The organism is Pseudomonas prosekii, assembly GCF_900105155.1.
Classification (GTDB): domain Bacteria; phylum Pseudomonadota; class Gammaproteobacteria; order Pseudomonadales; family Pseudomonadaceae; genus Aquipseudomonas; species Aquipseudomonas prosekii.
This window is the reverse complement of the sequence record NZ_LT629762.1, coordinates 5705397-5727465: the sequence shown is the minus strand read 5'-3', so window position 1 is coordinate 5727465 and position 22069 is coordinate 5705397. Positions and strand designations below refer to the sequence as shown.

Annotated in this window: 16 protein-coding genes; 12 read left to right on the top strand and 4 right to left on the bottom strand. The window is 60.4% G+C overall.

The features are described from left to right. The first annotated feature begins 12 nt into the window (after nucleotides 1-12). From BLU01_RS25870 to BLU01_RS25835, 8 genes are all read left to right on the top strand, one after another. Nucleotides 13-378, top strand: a complete 366-nt coding sequence (locus tag BLU01_RS25870; protein WP_092280821.1) for a DUF2934 domain-containing protein — start codon at nucleotides 13-15, stop codon at nucleotides 376-378. 231 nt (nucleotides 379-609) lie between these two features. Beyond that, nucleotides 610-2769: a glycogen debranching protein GlgX gene (gene glgX, locus BLU01_RS25865; RefSeq protein ID WP_092280819.1), complete on the top strand. Its 2160-nt coding sequence runs from the start codon at nucleotides 610-612 to the stop codon at nucleotides 2767-2769. A 1-nt stretch (nucleotide 2770) separates the two neighbouring features. Next, entirely contained in the window at nucleotides 2771-3760 is a 990-nt protein-coding gene (locus tag BLU01_RS25860; RefSeq protein WP_092280817.1) for an acyl-CoA dehydrogenase family protein, read from the top strand. Continuing rightward, complete coding sequence (locus BLU01_RS25855) at nucleotides 3757-4515, top strand: PIG-L deacetylase family protein (protein ID WP_092280815.1); 759 nt, start codon at nucleotides 3757-3759, stop codon at nucleotides 4513-4515. The genes BLU01_RS25860 and BLU01_RS25855 overlap by 4 nt, the downstream gene beginning before the upstream one ends. Further along, a complete protein-coding gene (locus BLU01_RS25850; RefSeq protein ID WP_092280813.1) occupies nucleotides 4512-5111 on the top strand; it encodes an SAM-dependent methyltransferase in 600 nt (199 codons plus the stop codon). Before BLU01_RS25855 ends, BLU01_RS25850 begins: the two co-directional genes overlap by 4 nt. 229 nt (nucleotides 5112-5340) lie before the next feature. After that, a complete protein-coding gene (locus tag BLU01_RS25845; protein ID WP_092280811.1) occupies nucleotides 5341-6099 on the top strand; it encodes a PIG-L deacetylase family protein in 759 nt (252 codons plus the stop codon). 952 nt (nucleotides 6100-7051) lie between these two features. Continuing rightward, complete coding sequence (locus BLU01_RS25840; protein ID WP_092280809.1) at nucleotides 7052-7807, top strand: endonuclease/exonuclease/phosphatase family protein; 756 nt, start codon at nucleotides 7052-7054, stop codon at nucleotides 7805-7807. Nucleotides 7808-8208: 401 nt separating this feature from the next. Beyond that, the gene (locus BLU01_RS25835; RefSeq protein WP_092280807.1) at nucleotides 8209-9276 is read left to right on the top strand and encodes an autotransporter outer membrane beta-barrel domain-containing protein; all 1068 of its coding nucleotides are present in this window, start codon (nucleotides 8209-8211) and stop codon (nucleotides 9274-9276) included. 128 nt (nucleotides 9277-9404) lie between these two features. Here BLU01_RS25835 and glgB read toward each other — a convergent pair whose 3' ends face one another. The 3 genes from glgB to BLU01_RS25820 all read right to left on the bottom strand — a co-directional run bounded on the left by glgB (nucleotide 9405) and on the right by BLU01_RS25820 (nucleotide 17164). Continuing rightward, nucleotides 9405-11636: a 1,4-alpha-glucan branching protein GlgB gene (gene glgB, locus BLU01_RS25830; protein ID WP_092280805.1), complete on the bottom strand. Its 2232-nt coding sequence runs from the start codon at nucleotides 11634-11636 to the stop codon at nucleotides 9405-9407. A gap of 2 nt (nucleotides 11637-11638) precedes the next feature. Beyond that, a complete protein-coding gene (treS, locus tag BLU01_RS25825; RefSeq protein ID WP_092280803.1) occupies nucleotides 11639-14980 on the bottom strand; it encodes a maltose alpha-D-glucosyltransferase in 3342 nt (1113 codons plus the stop codon). 186 nt (nucleotides 14981-15166) lie between these two features. Then, entirely contained in the window at nucleotides 15167-17164 is a 1998-nt protein-coding gene (locus tag BLU01_RS25820; RefSeq protein ID WP_092280801.1) for an alpha-1,4-glucan--maltose-1-phosphate maltosyltransferase, read from the bottom strand. A 229-nt stretch (nucleotides 17165-17393) separates the two neighbouring features. On the opposite strand from BLU01_RS25820, the gene BLU01_RS27830 reads away from it, so the two are divergent. After that, nucleotides 17394-17558 (top strand): hypothetical protein, encoded by a 165-nt coding sequence (locus tag BLU01_RS27830; protein ID WP_167370453.1) that lies wholly within the window; start codon nucleotides 17394-17396, stop codon nucleotides 17556-17558. 48 nt (nucleotides 17559-17606) lie between these two features. On the opposite strand, the gene BLU01_RS25815 is transcribed toward BLU01_RS27830, so the two are convergent. After that, entirely contained in the window at nucleotides 17607-18125 is a 519-nt protein-coding gene (locus BLU01_RS25815; protein WP_092280799.1) for an MgtC/SapB family protein, read from the bottom strand. 123 nt (nucleotides 18126-18248) lie between these two features. On the opposite strand from BLU01_RS25815, the gene BLU01_RS25810 reads away from it, so the two are divergent. From BLU01_RS25810 to mapR, 3 genes are all read left to right on the top strand, one after another. Then, nucleotides 18249-18488 carry a DUF3203 family protein gene (locus tag BLU01_RS25810; RefSeq protein WP_092280797.1) on the top strand — a complete coding sequence of 80 codons (240 nt, stop codon included), beginning with the start codon at nucleotides 18249-18251 and terminating at the stop codon, nucleotides 18486-18488. A 207-nt stretch (nucleotides 18489-18695) separates the two neighbouring features. Next, on the top strand, nucleotides 18696-20126 hold the full coding sequence (ccoG, locus tag BLU01_RS25805; RefSeq protein ID WP_092280795.1) for a cytochrome c oxidase accessory protein CcoG: 1431 nt from the start codon (nucleotides 18696-18698) through the stop codon (nucleotides 20124-20126). A 446-nt stretch (nucleotides 20127-20572) separates the two neighbouring features. After that, nucleotides 20573-21982 carry a GntR family transcriptional regulator MpaR gene (gene mapR, locus BLU01_RS25795; RefSeq protein WP_092280791.1) on the top strand — a complete coding sequence of 470 codons (1410 nt, stop codon included), beginning with the start codon at nucleotides 20573-20575 and terminating at the stop codon, nucleotides 21980-21982. The last annotated feature ends 87 nt before the right edge of the window (nucleotides 21983-22069 follow it).

Genomic DNA, 22069 nt, shown 5'->3' with positions numbered 1-22069 from the left:
AGGAGCATTGCGATGAGCACCGACGATAAACGCGTTCGCGAATTTGCCTATCAAATATGGGAATCCGAAGGTAAGCCTGAAGGGCACGAAGAGCGCCACTGGGAGATGGCTCGCAAGCTGGCCGAAGCAGAAGCCCTGGCGCCGAAGAAATCCGCCAAGGCTGCCGGTGGCAAGACGGCTGCCGGCAAAACCGGCGCGGCCAAAGCAGACACCGCCAAGACCGACAGCAAACTGAACGGTCAGGCCGAAGGTGAGACTGGCGCGGCTAAAACCAAAGCCAAAGCCAAACCGGCAGCGGCTGCAGCGAAAGTCACCCCGCCGGGTGAAAAGGCTGCCGAGAAAAAACCGCGCACCGCGAAGAAGCCGCCGACGGCCTGACGCAGCAAGTTTTTATCCTGATTGAACCTGTGGCGGGCTTGCTCGCCATATCGGGCTCGCTCGCCCGAAAAAACACTGAGCACCTGTGGGAGCGAGCCTGCTGGCGAAGGCGGTTAGTCAGTCGCATGCGTGATGACTGATCGAGCCCTTTCGCCAGCAGGCTCGCTCCCACAGGTTGCTCTACCTGACTGACAGAACTCGCTACATACCCATTTTTGCAGGAGCACTTTAATGACCAGTCCAAAAAAAGACGCGCCAGAAACTCGCACCGAGCCGTCGCGAATTCGTGAAGGCCTGCCCTTCCCGCTCGGCGCCACCTGGGATGGTCTGGGGGTTAACTTCGCCTTGTTCTCCGCCAACGCCACCAAGGTCGAACTGTGCATCTTCGACGATTCCGGTGAAGTCGAGCTGGAGCGCATCGAGCTGCCGGAATACACCGACGAGATCTATCACGGCTACCTGCCCGACGCCCATCCGGGGCTGATCTACGGCTACCGCGTGTACGGTCCTTACGACCCGGCGAACGGCCATCGCTTCAACCACAACAAACTGTTGATCGACCCGTACGCCAAGCAATTGGTCGGCGAGCTGAAATGGTCGGAAGCGTTGTTCGGTTACACCATCGGCCACAAGGACGCCGACCTCAGCTTCGATGAACGCGACAGCGCGCCATTCGTGCCCAAGTGCAAAGTCATCGACCCGGCGCACACCTGGGGCAATGACCATCGCGTCAGCGTGCCGTGGGACAAGACGATCATTTATGAGACTCACGTGCGCGGCATCAGCATGCGTCACCCTGCCGTCCCCGAGAATGTGCGCGGCACCTTCGCCGGGTTGATGGTCGATGAAGTGATCGAACACGTCCGCAAGCTCGGCGTTTCGAGCGTCGAATTGCTGCCGATTCACGCGTTCGTCAACGACCAGCATTTGCTGCAAAAAGGCATGACCAACTACTGGGGCTACAACAGCATTGCGTTCTTCGCCCCGGACCCGCGCTACCTGGCCAGCGGCAAAATTGCCGAGTTCAAGGAGATGGTTGCGCACCTGCACGAAGCCAATCTCGAAGTGATCCTCGACGTGGTCTACAACCACACTGCCGAGGGCAACGAGCAGGGTCCGACCCTGTCGATGCGCGGTATCGACAACGCTTCGTACTATCGCCTGATGCCGGATGACAAGCGCTATTACATCAACGATTCCGGCACCGGCAACACCCTCGACCTGAGCCACCCGTGCGTGCTGCAAATGGTCACTGACTCGCTGCGTTACTGGGCAACGGAAATGCACGTCGACGGTTTCCGCTTCGACCTGGCAACCATTCTCGGTCGCTACCACGACGGTTTTGACGAGCGCCACAGCTTCCTCGTCGCTTGCCGCCAAGACCCAGTGCTGCGGCAGGTGAAAATGATCGCCGAGCCTTGGGACTGTGGCCCCGGTGGTTATCAGGTCGGTGGTTTCCCGCCGGGCTGGGTCGAGTGGAACGACAAATTCCGCGACACCGTGCGCGCCTTCTGGAAGGGTGATGACAGTCAACTCGCTGATTTCGCCAGCCGCATGACTGCGTCCGGCGAGATGTTCAACCAGCGCGGTCGGCGCCCTTATGCGTCGGTGAACTTCATCACTGCGCACGACGGTTTCACCCTCAACGACTTGGTGTCGTACAACGACAAGCACAACGAAGCCAACGACGAAAACAACCAGGACGGCAGCAACAACAATCTGTCGTGGAACCACGGCGTCGAAGGCCCGACCGACGACCCGGAAATCAACGAACTGCGCCAGCGGCAGATGCGTAACTTCTTCGCCACGCTGCTGCTGTCGCAAGGCACGCCGATGCTGGTGGCCGGTGACGAATTTGCGCGGACCCAGGACGGCAACAACAACGCGTATTGCCAGGACAGTGAAATCGGTTGGGTCAACTGGGATCTGAGCGCTGACGGCAAGGCGTTGCTGAAGTTCGTCAAACGCCTGATCAAGCTGCGTCTGGCGTATCCGATCCTGCGTCGTGGACGCTTCCTGGTCGGCAATTACAACGAGGACATCGGCGTCAAAGATGTCACTTGGCTGGCCCCGGATGGCAACGAAATGTCCACCGAACAGTGGGAAGAGGCGCACGGTCGCTGCCTCGGCATGCTGCTCGACGGTCGCGCCCAGGAAACCGGGATTCGCCGCAAGGGTGGCGATGCGACGCTGCTGCTGGTGGTAAACGCGCACCACGACGTGGTCAATTTCACTTTGCCGGAAGTCCCGGATGGCGGTCACTGGACCTGCATGATCGACACCAATCAGCCGTCGATTCGTGGCCAGGAACGCTTCGAATTCGGTCACGAATACTCGGTCACCGGCCGCTCGCTGCTGCTGTTCGAACTGCAGCATGAGGAAGAAGAGTGAAATGGACTTACAGGCGTTCTTGCACCAACAACCGCCCGGCTACGCTGATACCCAAGCGTTAGGCCGGTGCCTGCGGGCGCTAGTGGAAGCCGGTTTCGATCAGCTTCCACTGCCCGGTAGCGGGCAAACCCTGGCGCGTTTCCAGCGCCTGGCCGAGGTCGGCGGTCACGACCTCGGGCTGTGCAAATTGTATGAAGGGCACACCGACGCGCTGGCCATCATCCAGCAACTCGGTGGCTCGCCGACGCCCGCCAGCACGTGGGGCATGTGGGCCGCCGAACCGCCGCAAGCCAAGGTTCGCGTCACGCCTTCAGGGCAAATGGTTTTGCTCAATGGGCGCAAAGCCTGGTGTTCCGGCGCGGCGGTGTTGAGCCACGCCCTGCTCACCGCTTGGGATGATCAGGATCAGCAACAATTGGTTGCGGTGGCGCTGGATCAACCCGGCGTCATCGTCACCACCGATGGCTGGCAAGCGTTGGGCATGGCTGCCACCGGCAGTGTTGAAGTGGTGTTCGAGGGCGCCGAGGCGCAAGCCATCGGCAACCCCGGCGATTACTTGCAGCGGCCCGGTTTCTGGCAGGGCGGCATCGGCATTGCCGCGTGTTGGTACGGCGCGGCACAGAGCATCGCCGAGCGTTTGCGTCGCCACTGTGCGCAACGCCCGGAACCGCATGCGCTGGCGCATTTGGGCGCGGTCGACAGTGCGTTGCACGCAGCGGCAGAAGTGCTGCGGGTCAGCGCCCTGGCGATCGACGCGCAACCTACGGCCAACGCCGAACTGCTGGCACGCCGCGCTCGGGCGGTGGTGGAAAATTCTGCCGAGCAGGTTATCCGACACGTCGGCCGAGCCCTCGGTGCCGGGCCTTATTGCAAGGATCGGCAGTTTGCGCAGTTGATCGCCGATCTGCCGGTTTTCCTTCGCCAAAGCCACGCCGAACGTGACCTTGCCGCGCTCGGGCAAGCAGTGATCAACGAGGATTGGACGTTATGAAAGCCAATCCTATCGTGGGTCAGGGCACGCCGTTGCGGCTCTGGCAAACCTCGCGGCAACTGGCGCAATTGCCTGCCATCGACATCCTGGATCTGGTGCCGCCGGGCTCGCGCGCGGTGATTATCGCTCCGCACCCGGATGACGAAGTATTGGGTTGTGGCGGGTTTCTGCAATTGCTCGCGGCGGCCGGGCGGGCGTTGCAACTGATTTCGGTCACCGATGGCAGCGCCAGCCACCCCGGCTCCGAACGCTGGCCGGCGGAGCGTCTAAGCATTATTCGGCCGCAGGAATCGGCGGAAGCGCTGCGTCGCCTCGATCTGCCGTTGCACAGCCTTAAATGGCTGCGCGGCGGTTTTCAGGACAGTCAGGTGGCGGCGCGGGAAAACCAGCTGCGCGAGTTCATCGAACGGCATTTACGCCCCGACGACGTGGTGTTCACCACATGGAGCGAGGACGGCCACTGCGACCACGAAGCGGTTGGCCGCGCCAGTGCGGCGGCGGCGAAAAACGTCGGTGCGACGTTGCATGAGCTGCCGGTCTGGACCTGGCACTGGGCGACCCCGGAAGACAGTGTGGTGCCGTGGCATCGCGCGCGAAAAATTTTGCTGGAACCGCACTTGGTCGCGCGCAAACGCCATGCCATCCATGCCTTCGCCAGCCAATTGGAGGGCGATCCGCAAGTCGGCTTGCCGCCGGTGCTCGCACCGTATGTGCTGGACCGATTACTGCAACCGTTCGAGGTGGTGTTTTTATGAGTGTCGAGGATCGCTATTTCGATGGTTTGTTTGCCGGCAACGACGACCCGTGGGCCTTTCGTCAGCGCTGGTACGAGCAACGCAAGCGCGCCATCACCCTCGCCGCCCTGCCCCGACCGCGTTATCGGGCAATCTTCGAGCCCGGTTGCGCCAACGGCGAATTGAGCGCCGAGCTGGCGAACCGCTGCGATCGGCTGTTGTGCTGCGACACGGCGGCGGCTGCGGTCGGGTTGGCGCAGACGCGTTTGAGTGTGTTTGAACACGCAGAAGTTCGGCAAAGTCGTTTGCCCGGTGACTGGCCGGACGAGAAGTTTGACCTGATTGTCATCAGCGAAATTGGCTATTACCTCGACGCCGAGGATTTGAAACGCCTGATTGTGTCGGCTGAGCAATCATTGACCGCCGACGGTCAATTGCTCGCCTGCCACTGGCGTCCGCCTATCGACGGCTGTCCGCTGAACGCGCGGCAGGTGCACGATCTGCTGCACGAGCATTTGCATTTGCCGCGCCTGGTGTTGCATCAGGAAGCGGATTTTCTCCTGGAAGTGTGGAGCCGTGAGCCACGTTCGGTGGCGGCACTGGAGGGTTTGCGCTAACCGGGCTCGCAGTGTTGTTTGCCGGACCACGGTGCAATTGGCATAAAAAAATCCGTATCAGATGAAACAGCGAGGCGACGAACCGGGTTGTATGAGCAATACTCTGTCCGCTGCAATCCAGGGTTCGGAGCGCAGTCGTTTGCCATCCACCAGCCTTCACGGGTCGGCCGGGCTTGTTTATTCAAGCGTCGTGCGCGATTGAGGGCGATATAGAACAAGGACGTAACTCATGAAAACCGTGTACCTCAACGAAAGTCCCCTGCCAGCACAAATCTGGAACAACGCCCCGCAACTCGACAACATTCCGGTCATCAACACGCAAACCCTGGTTCCCGAAGGCGCCCGCGCCGTGATCATTGCGCCGCATCCGGGCGATGAAGTGGTGATGTGCGGCGGTTTGTTGCAATTACTCTCGGCCCTAGGCCATCCCCTGCAATTGATCTCGATCACCGACGGCAGCGCCAGCCATCCCGGCTCGCAGCAATGGTCGGAGAAACGTTTGAGTGTGTTTCGCCCGCAGGAAAGCGTCGAAGCGGTGCGCCGCCTCGGGTTGCCGATGCACAGTTTGAAATGGATTCGCGGCGGTTTTACCGATAACGCCCTGGCCGAGCGCGAGCAGCAACTGACCCATTACATCGCGCGCTATCTGCGCCCGGGCGACGTGGTGTTCAGCACCTGGCGCGAGGACGGCATCAACGACCACGATGCCGTGGGCCGCGCCGCGGCGAGGGCGGCGGCGATAGTCGGGGTGACCTTCAACGAAATGCCGGTCTGGGCCTGGCACTGGCCGACCCGCGATCAGGCCAACATCCCCTGGCACCGAGCGCGCAAGATCCGCCTCGACACCTGGACCATCGCCCGCAAAAGCCACGCCACCCACGCCTACGCCAGCCAACTCGACGGCGAACCCGCCATCGGCATCGCCCCGCTGCTGCCCAAGTCACTGCTGGAACGGATTCGATTGCCGTATGAGATTGTGTTTGTTTGAGGAATGCATTCCTCCGCGCAACCCAATCCGCATCGCCCCCCGCCCCCCCCTGTAGGAGCTGAGCTTGCTCGCGAAGGCGGTTTGCCAGATGAAAATTGTGGTGACTGACCCACCGCTTTCGCGAGCAAGCTCAGCTCCTACAAGGGTTCAGCGTCTGACGCAAAATCCCGCGTCCAACAAAAATCACCTGTAGGAGTGAGCCTGCTCGCGATGGCGGTTTGCCAGATGCAAATTGTGGTGACTGACCCACCGCTTTCGCGAGCAAGCTCAGCTCCTACAAGGGTTCAGCGTCGGACGCAAAATCCCGCGTCCAACACAAATCACCTGTAGGAGTGAGCCTGCTCGCGATGGCGGTTTGCCAGATGAAAATTGTGGTGACTGACCCACCGCTATCGCGAGCAGGCTCAGCTCCTACAAGGGTTCAGCGTCTGACGCAAAATCCCGCGTCCAACACAAATCACCTGTAGGAGTGAGCCTGCTCGCGATGGCGGTCTGCCAGATGAAATTGTGGTGACTGACCCACCGCTTTCGCGAGCAAGCTCAGCTCCTACAAGGGTTCAGCGTCTGACGCAAAATCCCGCGTCCAACACAAATCACCTGTAGGAGTGAGCCTGCTCGCGATGGCGGTTTGCCAGATGAAAATTGTGGTGACTGACCCACCGCTTTCGCGAGCAAGCTCAGCTCCTACAGGGGTTCAGCGCAGGCACCAAATCTGCGCCCCACTGCAGATCACCTGTGGGAGCTGAGCTTGCTCGCGATAGCGGTCTGCCGGTTGAAAATGATGGCGGCTGACCCACCGCTATCGCGAGCAAGCTCAGCCCCGACCACACAATGGGATGTGCAATCGCGCTGAACTGCCTGCTTTCGTATCAGTCGCATATTTATGCAGCCTGGATTCAGAGGAGCCAACGTGACCAGCCACTCAGAACACCGCACGCTCGAAACTGCGCCAATGGACTCGACGACGGTTCATCGGTTGCGGGTGTTGACGGTTAACACGCACAAGGGTTTTACCGCGCTCAATCGGCGCTTCATCCTTCCGGAATTGCGCGAAGCGGTGCGCAGTACTTCGGCGGATCTGGTGTTTTTGCAGGAGGTGGTCGGCGAGCACGAACGCCATTCAAACCGCTACAACGAATGGCCGCAGATGTCGCAATACGAATTCCTCGCCGACAGCATGTGGAGTGATTTCGCCTACGGCCGCAACGCGGTCTACCCCGATGGCCACCACGGCAACGCGCTGCTGTCGAAGTACCCGATCCGCGAATTCCGCAACCTCGACGTCTCGATCACCGGCCCCGAGCGCCGGGGTTTGTTGCACTGCATTCTCGACGTCCCCGGCCATGCCGAAGTCCACGCGATTTGCGTGCACTTGAGCCTGCTCGAAAGCCATCGCCAATTGCAGCTTCAGCTGCTTTGCCAATTGCTCGAATCCCTGCCCGACGACGCCCCGGTGATCATCGCCGGCGATTTCAACGACTGGCAGTTGCAAGGCAACGCCGCCCTCGCCCGGCGCAATTACCTGCACGAAGCTTTCGAGCGCCATCAGGGGCGTCCGGCGAAAACCTACCCGGCGCGTTTCCCGTTGCTGCGCCTCGACCGCATCTACTTGCGTAACGCCAGCAGCCACAACCCGCAAATCCTCGGCAACCGACCTTGGACGCACCTGTCCGACCATCTGCCGCTGGCAGTCGAAGTGCATCTCTAACCCGCGTCGAAGTTGCCAGAAACGACAGCAGGCGAAAAAAACCACCTCCAGCGTTGACGGCTGACTCATCACGAATCGGCCGTTAGCAACCTATCCAAACCGACCCTTCCAGCCACGACTTGATGATTTTTTGTACAAACAATCACTTAAGCACGTACTGGATTTCAGACAGTTACGATCACCAAAATTGCCCGACCATTTATCGGCCATTTTCTTGACGCAGCGCCGCCGGTCTTCTTAGCTACACCTTACTACCCCCGGAAATACCACCTGGGGCAAACCTGCAGACACCCGCGAACACGGGCGGCCGCAGGCTTGCCTCACTCCATTCGGTCGCCCCTCATTCGGGGTAGGAGAGACGCCAGAGCGAGAAACGGCATGCGTTTGCAAGGTAGACCTCCATGAAAACTTCATTCACCCCTCAAGAGATCAAAATCACCTTTTGCACAGTATCGAGTTCGCTCCTGCTGTGTTCGACCATGGAAGTGCCGGCCGAGCCTGCGGAGGACGAGGCTGCTCCCTGGTATCGCCAGGAGGTGCCGAGCATGACCTTGCCCGCCGTCGCCGCCACCTACCCTGGACGCTTTGCCGTCCACGCGGATTTGCGCAGTTCACGCCTGACCACCGAGGACGCAGCCCCGGCCGTGTGGGACCAACTCTACGGTCAGACTTCACGCCAGGCGCAAAGCGACTTTCAGTCCGCAAGTTTTGCGACGCCCGGCACCGACACCTTCAAAGGCCCGGCGCTGCTGACCCTGCAAAGTGGCAGCGGTCATGTGCAGCGAGTCGGCTTGGTCGGCGGCCTCAGTCAATTTCAGGGCAACAGCAGCGGCGTACTGACCCGTCGCGCCATGGCTGAGCCGAATACCGACACCCTCAGCCTGCAAGGCCAGAGCCTCGGCGCTTATTGGAGCCTGACCGGGCCGCAAGGCTGGCATGTCGATTTGACCGCCAGCGGTGGCCGCGTCAATGGCTACAGCCGCGATGCGCAAGGCCTGCGCCAAGCCACCGAAGGCAGCGCAATGACCTTGTCGGTGGAAGGCGGTTTCCCGATTGGCCTGGGCGAAAACTGGGTGGTCGAACCGCAGGCGCAGTTGATCAATCAGCGCATCACCCTCGACACGCCGTACGCCGGCAACAGTAATGCGTCCTCCAGCGACCTGACGTCGTGGAGCGGCCGGGTCGGGGCGCGATTGAAAGGCAGTTACGACATTAACGGTTTGCCGGTCGAACCCTATGTGCGGACCAATTTGTGGCACACGGTGTATACGGGCAATACCTTGACGCTGGACCAGGTGGACAAGATCAGCAGCAGCCGCAAATCGTCGACAGTCGAGTTGGGATTGGGTCTGGTGGCGAAGGTGACGCCGGCGGTCAGCCTGTATGTCAGCGCTGATTACAGCAGTGATGTCGATGACAACGATTTGAATGGATTGATAGGCAGTCTGGGCGTGCGGATGCGCTGGTGATCGGTTCGCTTGAAGAACGGCGTCGACTGGGCTGACGCTATCGCGAGCAGGCTCACTCCTACAGGTGGAATGGATTCCAATGTAGGAGCGAGCCTGCTGGCGAATGGCTCAGTCGGTGCAGTTGCGGATCAACCCTCCGGACGCAGGATCAGTACCGCCAGCGGTGGCAAGTTGAGCACCAGTGACAACGCCTGACCGTGGCTCGGCTCTTCTTCGGTGAACGCCCCGCCGCCATTGCCATAATTGGAACCGGCGTAGGTGTCGGCGTCACTGTTGATCACTTCGCTCCAGCGCCCGGCAAATGGCACGCCGATGCGATAAGCCTGACGCGGCACTGGCGTGAAGTTCGCCACCACCAGCACCGGGCGCCCGTCCTTGCTCCAGCGCAGGAATGCATAAACGCTGTTCACCGCGTCGTCGCCGATCAGCCACTGGAAGCCCTGCGGCTTGTCGTCCTGATCGTGCAGCGCCGGTTCTTCGCAGTACAACCGGTTCAAGTCGCCGACCAGTTTCTGCACGCCTTTGTGCTCGGAGTACTGCAGCAGGTACCAGTCAAGTTGCTGATCGTGATTCCACTCGCGCCACTGGCCAAACTCGCAGCCCATGAACAACAGTTTTTTGCCCGGATGCGCCCACATGAAACTCAGATAGGCGCGCAAGTTGGCAAATTTCTGCCAGCGATCGCCCGGCATCTTGTCGATCAGCGAATGCTTGCCGTGCACCACTTCGTCGTGGGAGATCGGCAGGATGAAGCGCTCGGACCACGCGTACACCAGGCCAAAACTCAGCTCGCTGTGGTGATGCGCGCGGTACACCGGGTCCTGCTGGATGTAATGCAGCGAATCGTGCATCCAGCCCATGTTCCACTTGTAATCGAAACCGAGACCGCCCTGCTGGGTGTCCTGGCTGACGCCTGGCCATGCCGTGGATTCCTCGGCAATCACCAGCGCGCCGGGCGCTTCGATGTTGACCACGTCGTTGAGGTGACGCAAAAAGTCGATGGCTTCGAGGTTTTCGCGACCGCCGTGACGGTTCGGCACCCACTCGCCAGCCTTGCGCGAGTAATCGCGATAGAGCATCGAGGCCACGGCATCGACGCGCAAACCGTCGATGTGGAAATGCTTGAGCCAGTGCAACGCCGAAGCGAGCATGTAGCCGTGCACTTCGGTGCGGCCCAGGTTATAGATCAGCGTGTCCCAATCCTGGTGGAAGCCTTCCATCGGGTTGGCGTATTCATACAACGCCGTGCCGTCGAACTGCGCCATGCCGTGGGTATCGGTCGGAAAATGCGCCGGCACCCAATCGAGGATCACGCCGATTTCCGCCTGGTGACAGGCGTTGACAAACGCTGCGAAGTCATCCGGTGTGCCGTAACGCGCACTCGGGGCGAATTGCGACAGCAATTGATAACCCCACGAACCGCCGAAGGGATGCTCCATGATCGGCATCAATTCGATGTGGGTGAAACCCAGTTCCTTCACATACGGAATCAGGCGGTCGGCCAATTCGTGCCAGGTGTACTGACGCGCGACTTCGCCTAGATCGTCCAACTCGCACTGCCATGAACCAGCGTGCAGTTCGTAGATCGACAGCGGCGCGCTCGGCAGGTGCCGGTCAACGCGCGAGTTCATCCAGTCGTGGTCCTGCCAGTCGATGCTCAGCGGCGCCGCGACTTTCGACGCGGTGTCCGGCGGCATCTGCGTGGCCAGGGCCATCGGGTCAGCCTTCAGCGGCAGAATGCCGTTGGCGCCGAGGATTTCGTATTTGTACGCTTCACCGGCCTTCAGACCGGGGATGAACAACTCCCAGACACCCGTCGGATGGCGCAAGCGCATCGGATGGCGGCGGCCGTCCCAGACGTTGAAATCGCCGACCACCGACACGCGTTTGGCGTTCGGCGCCCACACGGCAAAACGCACGCCGTCGACGCCATCGACGTTCATCAGTTGCGCGCCGAGGCACGAGCTGAGGTCACGGTGATTACCTTCGGCAAACAAGTACAAATCCATCTCGCCGAGCAATGGCCCGAAGCTGTACGGATCTTCCGCAACTTGCTCGCCACCGGCCCAACGGGTGCGCAGCAGGTACGGCTGGGCACGCTCGAAATGGCCGACAAACAACCCCGGCGTCTGCGTGGCTTCAAGACTGCCGAGCTCTTCGCCGGTGTCCTTGGCCAGCACCTGGACGCTCAAGGCGTCCGGCAAAAATGCGCGAATGTACTGACCGCCGGCGTCGTCGCCGTGCGGCCCGAGAATTGAAAATGGATCGCGATGTTCGGCGCGTACCAGCGCGTCAATATCCCGCGCTCTGGGCAGCAACGCTTCTTTGTGTTGCCCCTGTTCCTTGTTCGAGAAACTCATGACTACTCTCCACCAAGATCGGAAAAGGGTTTAAGCCCACTCAATAACCCATATAAACCGTGCAACGGCACTGGCAGCCAAGTGGGGCGATTTTCCGCCTCATAAGCCACTTCATAGGCCGCCTTCTCCAGACCGAACAACGCCAGCGCGGCGTCTTCGCCCTCAGGATCTTGCCACTCATGAGCAAGACTAGCTGCCGCCAGCCGATAAGCTTCGATAAATGCCTGTTGCGCTTCACTCAAATAGCGATCGGCAACGCGTTGCCGCGCGGCTTGGGCGTCGTCGGTGTTGTCGACGTTGTGCACAATGATCGCCATCGCCGCTGCGTAATCAAACGAACGCAACACGCCGCTGACATCTTTATACGGGCTGTGTTTGCCGCGTCGCTCGCTGAGCGGCCGCGCCGGTTCACCCTCGAAGTCGATCAGGTAGGCATCACCCTTGATCACCAGCACCTGGCCCAAATGCAAATCGCCATGGACCCGAATACGCAAACCACCCGCCGCTTTCTTGCCCAGCTCCTGGACATGGCTGAGGATGGTTTTTTTGTTGTCCAGCAACCGAGTGACCAATGCCTGGTCCGCCGGGTTCAATTCATTTTGATGCTGCTTGAGCAACTTCAACGAATGCTCAAGCTGCGCCGCGACGTCTTTCGCCGAGGCCAGCGCTTCTTTCTGCGAAGTCACCTGCGGGGCGAAGTTCGGGTTGTCGGTCGGCGCTGCCAGTACCTGGTGCATTTCCCCGAGGCGCTGGCCGAGCATGCCGGCAAAATCCTTCAATTCGCCCAGAGCGTTGTAATGCTGCTCCTGCTCGGACATGGCGTTGGCCAGTTCGTCGCGCAGCGCTCGTTCGAGGTTGTTCTGGGTCCATTCCCACGCATCGCCCTGATTGCTCAAGTAGCCTTGGGCGATCATCAGCAGCGCGTCTTCGCCCTGCGCATCGCGGCGAATCACCGAGCCGAGCAGCGGTGAAATATTGCTGAAATTGGCCTCGGTCAGGTAAGCGCTCATTTCCAGTTCCGGGTGAACCCCGGAAGCGACTTTGCGGATCAGTTTCAGCACCATGCCTTTGCCGACCACGACCGAACTGTTCGATTGCTCGGCGGACAGGTAACGCACTTCCGACTCGGCATTGAGACCTAGTTTTTCCAGTTGCGCGGTCGGTTCGAAACGAATCTCGCCTTCGCTGGAGGTCAGCACGGTGCTGGCCTGCATGCCTTGGACCACCGCGCGAATGTAGGTTTCGAGGCTGAACGCATCGGTGATCAAACCGACCTGACGCACGCGGCGTACCCGCGCCAATGCCAATTGATGCGGCAGCGCCGGGCCAGCGTGGTCTTCAGCGATGAAACCGAACGGCAGTTGATAACGGCTGGTCTGGCCACCGCTGGTGACGTCGATTTCACTCAACAGCACCGGATGCTCCGGATCGCCGAAACGCACGCCGTAAGCGATTTCGACTTTTTCGATGGTCGCGTCCTTGCCGGCGAACCAGCGACGGTTCTGCAGCCAGTTCGGCAAGATGCCTTGCTCCAGCGTGCCGCGTGACGGCGCTTCAAGCAGTTCTTCCATGCGTTTTTTCAACACCAGAGTGGTGAAGTCCGGCAGACTTTGCGCCGGTTCTACGTGCCAGCTGGGCATTTGATTCTCCGCTGCCAGTACGAACCAATAGAAGCCGTACGGCGCCAGGGTCAGGAGGAAATTCAACTGACCGATTGGAGGGAAAGCGTTACCGCCGAGCATCTCGACCGGAACCATGCCGGCGTACGCCGACAAGTCCAGCTCGGCTGCTTGCGCACTGCGCGAGACGTTGGCCACGCACAGAATGATTTCGTGCTTGCCATCCTCGCCAGTGAACTCACGGGTGTAGGCCAGAATTCGGCGGTTGCTCGGGGAAAGCATTTTCAGCGTGCCGCGACCAAACGCCTTCGACTGTTTGCGCACGGCGAGCATGCGCCGCGTCCAGTTGAGCAACGAATGCGGGTCGCCGGCCTGGGTTTCGACGTTGACCGACAGGTAACCGTATTGCGGGTCCATGATCGGCGGCAGCACCAGGCTGGCCGGGTCGGCGCGGGAGAAACCGCCGTTGCGATCGATCGACCACTGCATCGGCGTACGCACGCCGTCGCGGTCGCCGAGGTAGATGTTGTCGCCCATGCCGATTTCATCGCCGTAATACAAAGTCGGCGTGCCCGGCATCGACAACAGCAGGCTGTTGAGCAACTCGACGCGACGACGGTCGCGTTCCATCAATGGCGCCAGACGTCGGCGAATCCCCAGGTTAATCCGCGCCCGACGGTCGGCCGCGTAGTAATTCCACAGGTAATCGCGTTCCTTGTCGGTGACCATTTCCAGGGTCAGCTCATCGTGGTTGCGCAGGAAAATCGCCCATTGGCAATTGGCCGGAATTTCCGGGGTCTGGCGCAGGATGTCGGTGATCGGGAAACGGTCTTCCTGGGCCAGCGCCATGTACATGCGCGGCATCAGCGGGAAGTGGAACGCCATGTGACATTCGTCGCCATTCAGGCCGACGTTGTCGGTGTCACCGAAATACAGCTGAGTATCTTCCGGCCATTGGTTGGCTTCGGCGAGGAGCATGCGGTCCGGGTAGTTGGCGTCGATTTCCGCGCGGATCTGCTTGAGGACTTCGTGGGTCTCGGGGAGGTTTTCGTTGTTGGTGCCGTCGCGCTCGATCAGGTACGGGATCGCGTCCAGACGCAGACCGTCGATGCCCATGTCCAACCAGTAACGCATCACCGACAGCACCGCTTTCATGACTTGCGGGTTGTCGAAATTGAGGTCCGGCTGGTGCGAGTAGAACCGGTGCCAAAAGTACTGGCCGGCGACCGGGTCCCAGGTCCAGTTGGATTTCTCGGTGTCGAGGAAAATGATCCGCGTGCCGTCGTACTTTTGGTCGTCGTCGGACCAGACGTAGAAGTCCCGCGCCGCCGAGCCTTTTTTGGCTTTGCGCGCGCGCTGGAACCAGGCGTGCTGGTCGGAGGTGTGGTTGATGACGAGTTCGGTGATGACGCGCAAGCCGCGTTCATGGGCTTCGGCGATGAAGCGTTTGGCGTCGGCCATGGTCCCGTAATCGGCGTGCACGCCACGGTATTCGGCGATGTCGTAACCGTCGTCGCGACGTGGCGAAGGGTAGAACGGCAACAGCCAGATGGTATTGACGCCGAGGTCGGCAATGTAATCGAGTTTGGCGATAAGCCCGGGAAAGTCGCCGATCCCGTCGTTATTGGAATCGAAAAAAGATTTGACGTGTACTTGGTAAATAACCGCGTCCTTGTACCAGAGCGGATCCTTGATAAACGTTGTGGCCTTGGGTTTCTTCGCCATTTGAAACTCCTGCTGAATTCAAAATTAACGCTGAGCCGTGCACTCCCTTGTGGCGAGGAGTCGTTGTAGCGAGAGGACTTGCCCCCGTTCGGCTGCTAAGCAGTCGCAATCCTGATAATTCGGTGTGACTGAAGGAACAGCGAGGGCCGCTTCGCAGCCCATCGGGGGCAAGCCCCCTCGCCACAGTCAAGAGGTCGTAATGCGCCAAATCCCGAACGGCTGGTGGGCCGGGTCGAGGCGTGTGGTCTGGTACTTGCCGTACCAGGTCCAGCGATGGCCGTTCATCAAGTCTTCGCCCTGGGTCTCTGCGTCATCCGGCAGGCCCATTTCCCACAGCGGCAACTCGAAAGTCGCTTCCTGGACGTTGTGCGGGTCAAGGTTGACCGCCACCAGAATAAAGTTGCTGCCGTCGGCGCTGCGCTTGCCGAAATACAGAATGTTGTCGTTCCAGGCGTTGTAGATCTTCAGCCCCAAGTGCGTTTGCAGCGCCGGGTTCTGCCGGCGGATGCGGTTGAGCTGAGCGATCTCGGCGATGATGTTGCCCGGCGCATTGAAGTCGCGCGGACGAATCTCGTACTTCTCCGAATCGAGGTATTCCTCTTTGCCGGGAATCGGCGCCGACTCACACAGCTCGAAGCCCGAATACATGCCCCACAGGCCCGAGCCCATGGTCGCCAGCGCTGCACGAATCAAGAAACCGGCACGCCCGGATTGGTGAAGAAACGCCGGGTTGATGTCCGGCGTGTTGACGAAGAAATTCGGCCGATAACATTCGGCCCACGGCGACTCATTCAGCTCGCTGAGGTAGGTCGACAGTTCGTATTTGGTGTTGCGCCAGGTGAAGTAGGTGTAACTCTGCGAGTAACCGACCTTGCCCAGGCGCGCCATCATTGCCGGGGTGGTAAAGGCTTCGGCGAGGAAGATCACTTCTGGGTGCAACGCGCGCACGTCGGCGATCAGCCACTGCCAGAACGGCAGCGGTTTGGTGTGCGGGTTGTCGACGCGGAAGATCTTCACGCCCTCCTCGACCCAGCCGACGACGATGTCGCGCAGCTCGACCCACAGGCCCGGAATCGCATCGGCGGCATAGAAGTCGACGTTGACGATGTCCTGGTATTTCTTCGGCGGGTTTTCGGCGTATTTGATCGTGCCGTCGGGGCGCCAGTTGAACCAGCCCGGATGCTGCTCCAGCCATGGGTGATCCTGGGAACACTGGATAGCGAAATCGAGGGCAATTTCCAAACCGTGCTCGGCGGCCGCGACCACCAGACGGCGGAAATCTTCCCGCGTGCCGAGTTGCGGGTGAATCGCTTCGTGACCACCCTCAGCGCTGCCGATTGCGTACGGGCTGCCCGGATCATCAGGGCCGGCAGTCAGGGAATTGTTCGGACCTTTGCGGAAGCTGCGGCCAATCGGATGGATCGGCGGGAAGTACAGAACGTCGAAACCCATGTCCTGGATCATCGGCAGTCGCGAATGCACGTCGTTGAACGTGCCGTGACGTGCCTTATCGTCGGTGATCGAGCGCGGAAACAACTCGTACCAACTGGCGAACTGGGCGATTTCGCGTTCGACGTCGACCGGGTATTCCTGGCTGATGCTCAGATAGGCGCGATGATCAGCCTCGGCCATCAGGTCGGCGCTACGTTGGTGCAAAAACAGCGCAACCTGCTCGGTTTCGAGCAGCGCCGACAACTCATGGTGCAGGCCGGCCAGCTGTTCGCTGAGCTGACCTTCGGTGCGTTCGCTGGCGTGTTGCACCATCGTCCGGCCTTCTTGCAGTTCAAGGCTGACCGGGACGCGGGCGCTGTGTTTCTTTTCCAGTTCGTAGCAGAAGCTGGCGAATTGGTCGATCCACGCTTCGATGCAGAACAGATGACGACCTTGGCGCTCGACGCGGAACTGGCCTTGCCAGCCGTTGTTGCCGAGTTCGCCCATGGTTTCGCTGTGCCAGGACTCTTCGCCCTCGGCGCGCCAGCGAATGCGCACGGCCAGTTTGTCGTGGCCGTCGGCGAAGACCTTGCTGGTCACCACGACGTCTTGGCCAACCACCGCTTTGACGGCGAACTGGCCGCCATCAAGGGTTGGCATGGTGTCTTCGATCGCTATGCGCGGCAACAAAAGCGCCTGCGACAGCGGCATGTGCGGGTTGTAACTGAGTTCGGTCGGTTTTTCAGCGATCATCGAGCATCTTTCCTTTACGCCCCAAGGACGCTCACGTGGCTAATGTTCATCCTCACGGGGCGGTCGGCCCGGAATGAACTCACTTAAGTTCCGAGCGACAGGCCTCGGTAAAGTTCACGCTGATTTGCGCGTGCATCGGTTGGAATCAAAAGCTTTAACCGGAGGTCAACAGATCAGGTTGAAGAGAACCAAGCACGACTTACGCCATGTGCCACCAGGAGGCTTCACGATGACTATTCCCATCCCCGCTGAAACGCCTGATCCGAACATCGACACCCCGACCATCCCCGACACCGAACCGGCGCCGGTCCCCGAGCAAGAGCCGCCGGGCACCACCCCGCCACCTCGCCAGGATCCGCCGGACACCATGCCGCCGGTGATTGTTACCGAATAAAACCCGACCGATCGTTCCCATGCTCCGCGTGGGAATGATCGGTTCACATCACGGTTCGCGATTTTCTTCTTCGCTGTGATTGCGATCCACCAACCGCACCACCATCGGCATCAAACTGAAAATCCCCAACGCCAGTATCGTGCTGAGCACCGCCGTCGCTTCGCGCCCCATCCCCGCCGAGACACCAATCGCAGCGGTCATCCATAACCCGGCAGCCGTCGTCAGCCCTTGCACCTGGCCGTCCTCGCCATCGGTGTTTTTCAAAATGGTCCCGGCGCCGAGAAAACCAATCCCGGCGATCACCCCTTGCAACACCCGGCTCATCGCATCGGCCTGCGAGCCGGACATCTGCGGCACCAGCACAAACAGCGCCGCGCCCAACGCCACCAACATGTGCGTGCGCACCCCGGCAGCCTTGCCCTTGTGCTCGCGTTCAAACCCCAGAATCCCGCCCAGCAACGCCGCGATCACCAGGCGCACGGTGATTTGCGTCAGTTGTTTTGCGTCGCCAATGTCGGCGAACTCCGCTTGCAGCGTTACCCAGACTTCATGCCACCAGGCATCCATGACGCGGTCCTTGTGTAATTTCAGATAAGGCATGGACCGCGCCGACCATTAATCGGTTGCACAGAACGATGCTCGTCGCCTGCGCACTAACGTTTTAGTCTCCGCTGAAAAAAGGACATTCCCATGACCGTGCGCACCGATCCCGAAACCCAGGCCTGCTTTTTCACCCTCGATAATGGCGAAGAAATTCGCCTCGGCCCCGACGTCACCGTCATCACCGACTCGGAAAAAGCCATGTCCGCCGTCGAGCTCGACGGCCGACGTATTTACATCACCGAACGCGAAGCCGATGCATTGACCGTAGCAGGCGCGGTTGACGGTCGTAGGCATTTGAAAGCCACCGACGGTGATTCGGTGATTTGACTGACACACATCAAGAAACTCCGCGAGCGCCTGAGCTAGGCGCTCGCAGCCCGCTGCCGCAGGTGCATCGTCCGGTGCATCAAGTTGTCGCAGGGGCCTCGCAGAATTCCATCTGATCCGCTTTTTATTGCAATGCCTGAGTCTGTTCTGCAAACAGATCGCCGCTCATAGTGCACCGGCCTGATGGAGGCTGATGAGCGAACGACCATGAGCGAAAGAATCCCCGTCCGAACCGTAGAGAGCGCCCCGGCAGTCCAGCGCTATGAGCCTTCGCGTCCAAAGATGAAGGCCAAGTCCAGCGACAACCTGATCCACACTCGCAGCTTCACCGGCCTGTTCCGCAACTTGCGTATCAGCGGCGCCGGCGTGCTGTTTCTCGCATTCTTCGGCACGGTGTGGCTGAACTGGGGCGGCCGCCAAGCGGTGCTCTGGGACCTCTCGGAAAGCAAATTCCACATCTTCGGCGCCACCTTCTGGCCGCAGGATTTCATCCTGCTCTCGGCATTGCTGATCATTGCCGCGTTCGGTCTGTTTGCGATCACCGTGTTCGCCGGCCGCGTCTGGTGCGGTTACACCTGCCCGCAGAGCTCGTGGACGTGGCTGTTCATGTGGTGCGAGAAAATAACCGAAGGCGAGCGCAACCAGCGGATCAAACTGCAAGCCGCGCCGTGGAGCCTGAACAAATTCCTCCGTCGTTCGGCCAAACATGCGTTGTGGCTGAGCATCAGCCTGCTCACCGGGTTGACCTTCGTTGGCTACTTCACGCCGATCCGGCCGCTGGCCGAAGAGCTGCTGACCCTGCAAATGGCCGGCGTCAGCCTGTTCTGGGTGATCTTCTTCACCGGCGCCACGTACATCAACGCCGGTTGGCTGCGCGAGGCGGTGTGCATGCACATGTGCCCATACGCGCGGTTCCAGAGCGTGATGTTCGACAAAGACACGTTGACCATTTCCTACGACGTCGCCCGTGGCGAAAACCGTGGCCCGCGCAAACGTGATGTGAAACCGAGCGACGTCGGCCTCGGCGATTGCATCGACTGCCAGGTTTGCGTGCAAGTGTGTCCGACCGGCATCGACATCCGCGACGGTTTGCAGATGGAATGCATTGGTTGTGCGGCGTGCATCGATGCTTGCGATTCGATCATGGACAAAATGGGCTACGCGCGAGGCCTGATCAGCTACACCTCCGAGCACGAATTGCAGGGCGGCAAAACCCATTTGCTGCGACCTCGGCTGATCGGCTACACGGCGGTGTTGCTGGTGATGATCGGTGCGCTGGCCTTGGCGCTGGTCGAGCGGCCGATGGTCTCGCTGGACGTGACCAAGGACCGTGGCATGTTCCGCGAAAACAGCGCCGGCCAGATCGAGAACATCTACAGCCTCAAGGTCATCAACAAGACCCAGCAGCGTCAGGATTATCGGGTGAGCCTGGTCGATGGCGAGGGTTTCCAGTTGCAGGGTAAAACCGAACTGAGCCTGGCGCCGGGTGAGATTGTCGATGTGCCGGTGTCGGTGGCGATGACCACGGAGCGCCCGAGCAGCAGCTCGCAGACGCTCAGTTTCAGGATTGTCGACAGCGATGAACCGGACATCTACAGCGTGGCGCAGAGCCGCTTTGTTGCGCCGATGAACCGTTGAGCCCTTACAATCCACCCCTCACCCCAGCCCTCTCCCCAGAGGGGAGAGGGGGAAAGGGAGCCGATCTTCATGCTTTTCAAACCTGCGTTCGGCGCGATATCGCAGGTCGGTGTCACTCGAAAGAATACCTCGGTCAGTCCCCTCGCCCCTTTGGGGAGAGGGGGAAAGGGAGCCGACCTTCATGCTTTTCAAACCTGCGTTCGGCGTGATATCTCAGGTCGATGTCACTCGAAAGAATACGTCGGTCAGTCCCCTCACTCTTTTTGGGAGAGGGGAAAAGGTGCCAACCTTCATGCTTTTCAAACCTGCGTTCGGCGCGTTATCTCAGGTCGATGTCACTCGAAAGAACACCTCGGTCAGTCCCCTCGCCCCTTTGGGGAGAGGGTTAGGGTGAGGGGCAAATCCCCCTGACACCCCCACACAACCACCCGGCAACAAGGCACTCGATGAAACGCTACGAAAAATTCGCCGATGACATCGCTGAACTGATCCGCTCCGGGGTGCTTGGCCCCGGTCAGCGGGTGCCGTCGGTGCGCTACGCCAGCCAGACTTACGGGGTCAGCCCGTCCACCGTGTTCCAGGCCTATTACCTGCTGGAACGCCGGGGCCTGATCCGTGCGCGGCCGCGTTCGGGTTACTTCGTCAACACCCACGCGCCGAGCCCGTTCTGCGAACCGGTGATCAGCAGCCAGGTCAACGAATCCACCGAAGTCGACGTCAGCGAACTGGTGTTCTCGGTGCTCGACTCGATCAAGGACCCGAACACCGTGCCATTTGGCTCGGCGTTCCCCAGCCCGACGCTGTTTCCGTTGCAGCGGCTGTCGCGCTCGCTGGCCAGCGCCGCGCGGGAAATGGACCCGCGCATGGTGGTCACCGACATGTCGCCGGGCAACCCGCAACTGCGCCGGCAAATCGCCCTGCGCTACATGGTCGGCGGGCTGATGCTGCCGATGGAAGAATTGCTGATCACCAACGGCGCGCTCGAAGCGCTGAACCTGTGCCTGCAAGCGGTGACCGAACCGGGCGACCTGGTGGCCATCGAAGCCCCGGCGTTTTACGCGAGCCTGCAAGTGCTGGAACGGCTGAAGCTCAAAGCGGTGGAAATCCCCGTGCACCCGCGCGATGGCATCGACCTCGGCGTGCTCGCGCAAACGCTGGAGCGCCATCCGATCAAGGCTTGCTGGTGCATGACCAGTTTCCAGAACCCGATGGGCGCGACGATGCCCGAAGCGAAGAAGCAGGAATTGGTCGAATTGCTGCGCAGCCATCAGGTGCCGCTGATCGAGGACGATGTCTACGCCGAACTTTATTACGGCCAGCAAGCGCCGAAACCGGCGAAGGCGTTCGACACCGAAGGGCTGGTGATGCATTGCGGTTCGTTCGCCAAAAGCCTCGCTCCCGGTTATCGCATCGGCTGGGTTGCGGCCGGGCGTTATGCGCAGAAAATCGAAAGGCTGAAACTGATGACCTCGCTGTGCGCCTCGATGCCGGCACAAGCGGCGATTGCCGATTACTTGCAACACGGCGGCTACGACCGGCACTTGCGCAAATTGCGTTACGCACTGGAAGAACAGCAAAGCGCCATGCTCGCGGCCATCGCCCGGTATTTCCCGGCGCAAACCCGCGTCAGCCAACCGGCCGGCGGCTACTTTCTGTGGCTGGAACTGCCGCCGCAGATGGATTCGTTGAAGTTGTTTCAGATGGCGTTGGCGCAAGGCATCAGCATCGCGCCGGGGCCGATCTTTTCACCGACGCAGCGATTCAGGAATTGTATTCGGCTGAATTACGGCAGCCCGTGGGATGAGGCTGCGGAGAAAGCGATGGAAACGCTGGGGCGGATCGTGCGTTCGTTCTGAGTGTGATGTGTTGCCTGGTCAATGGCTATCGCGAGCAAGCTCGCTCCCACAGGGGCTGAAGGTGTTCACAGATGATGTGTTCACCAC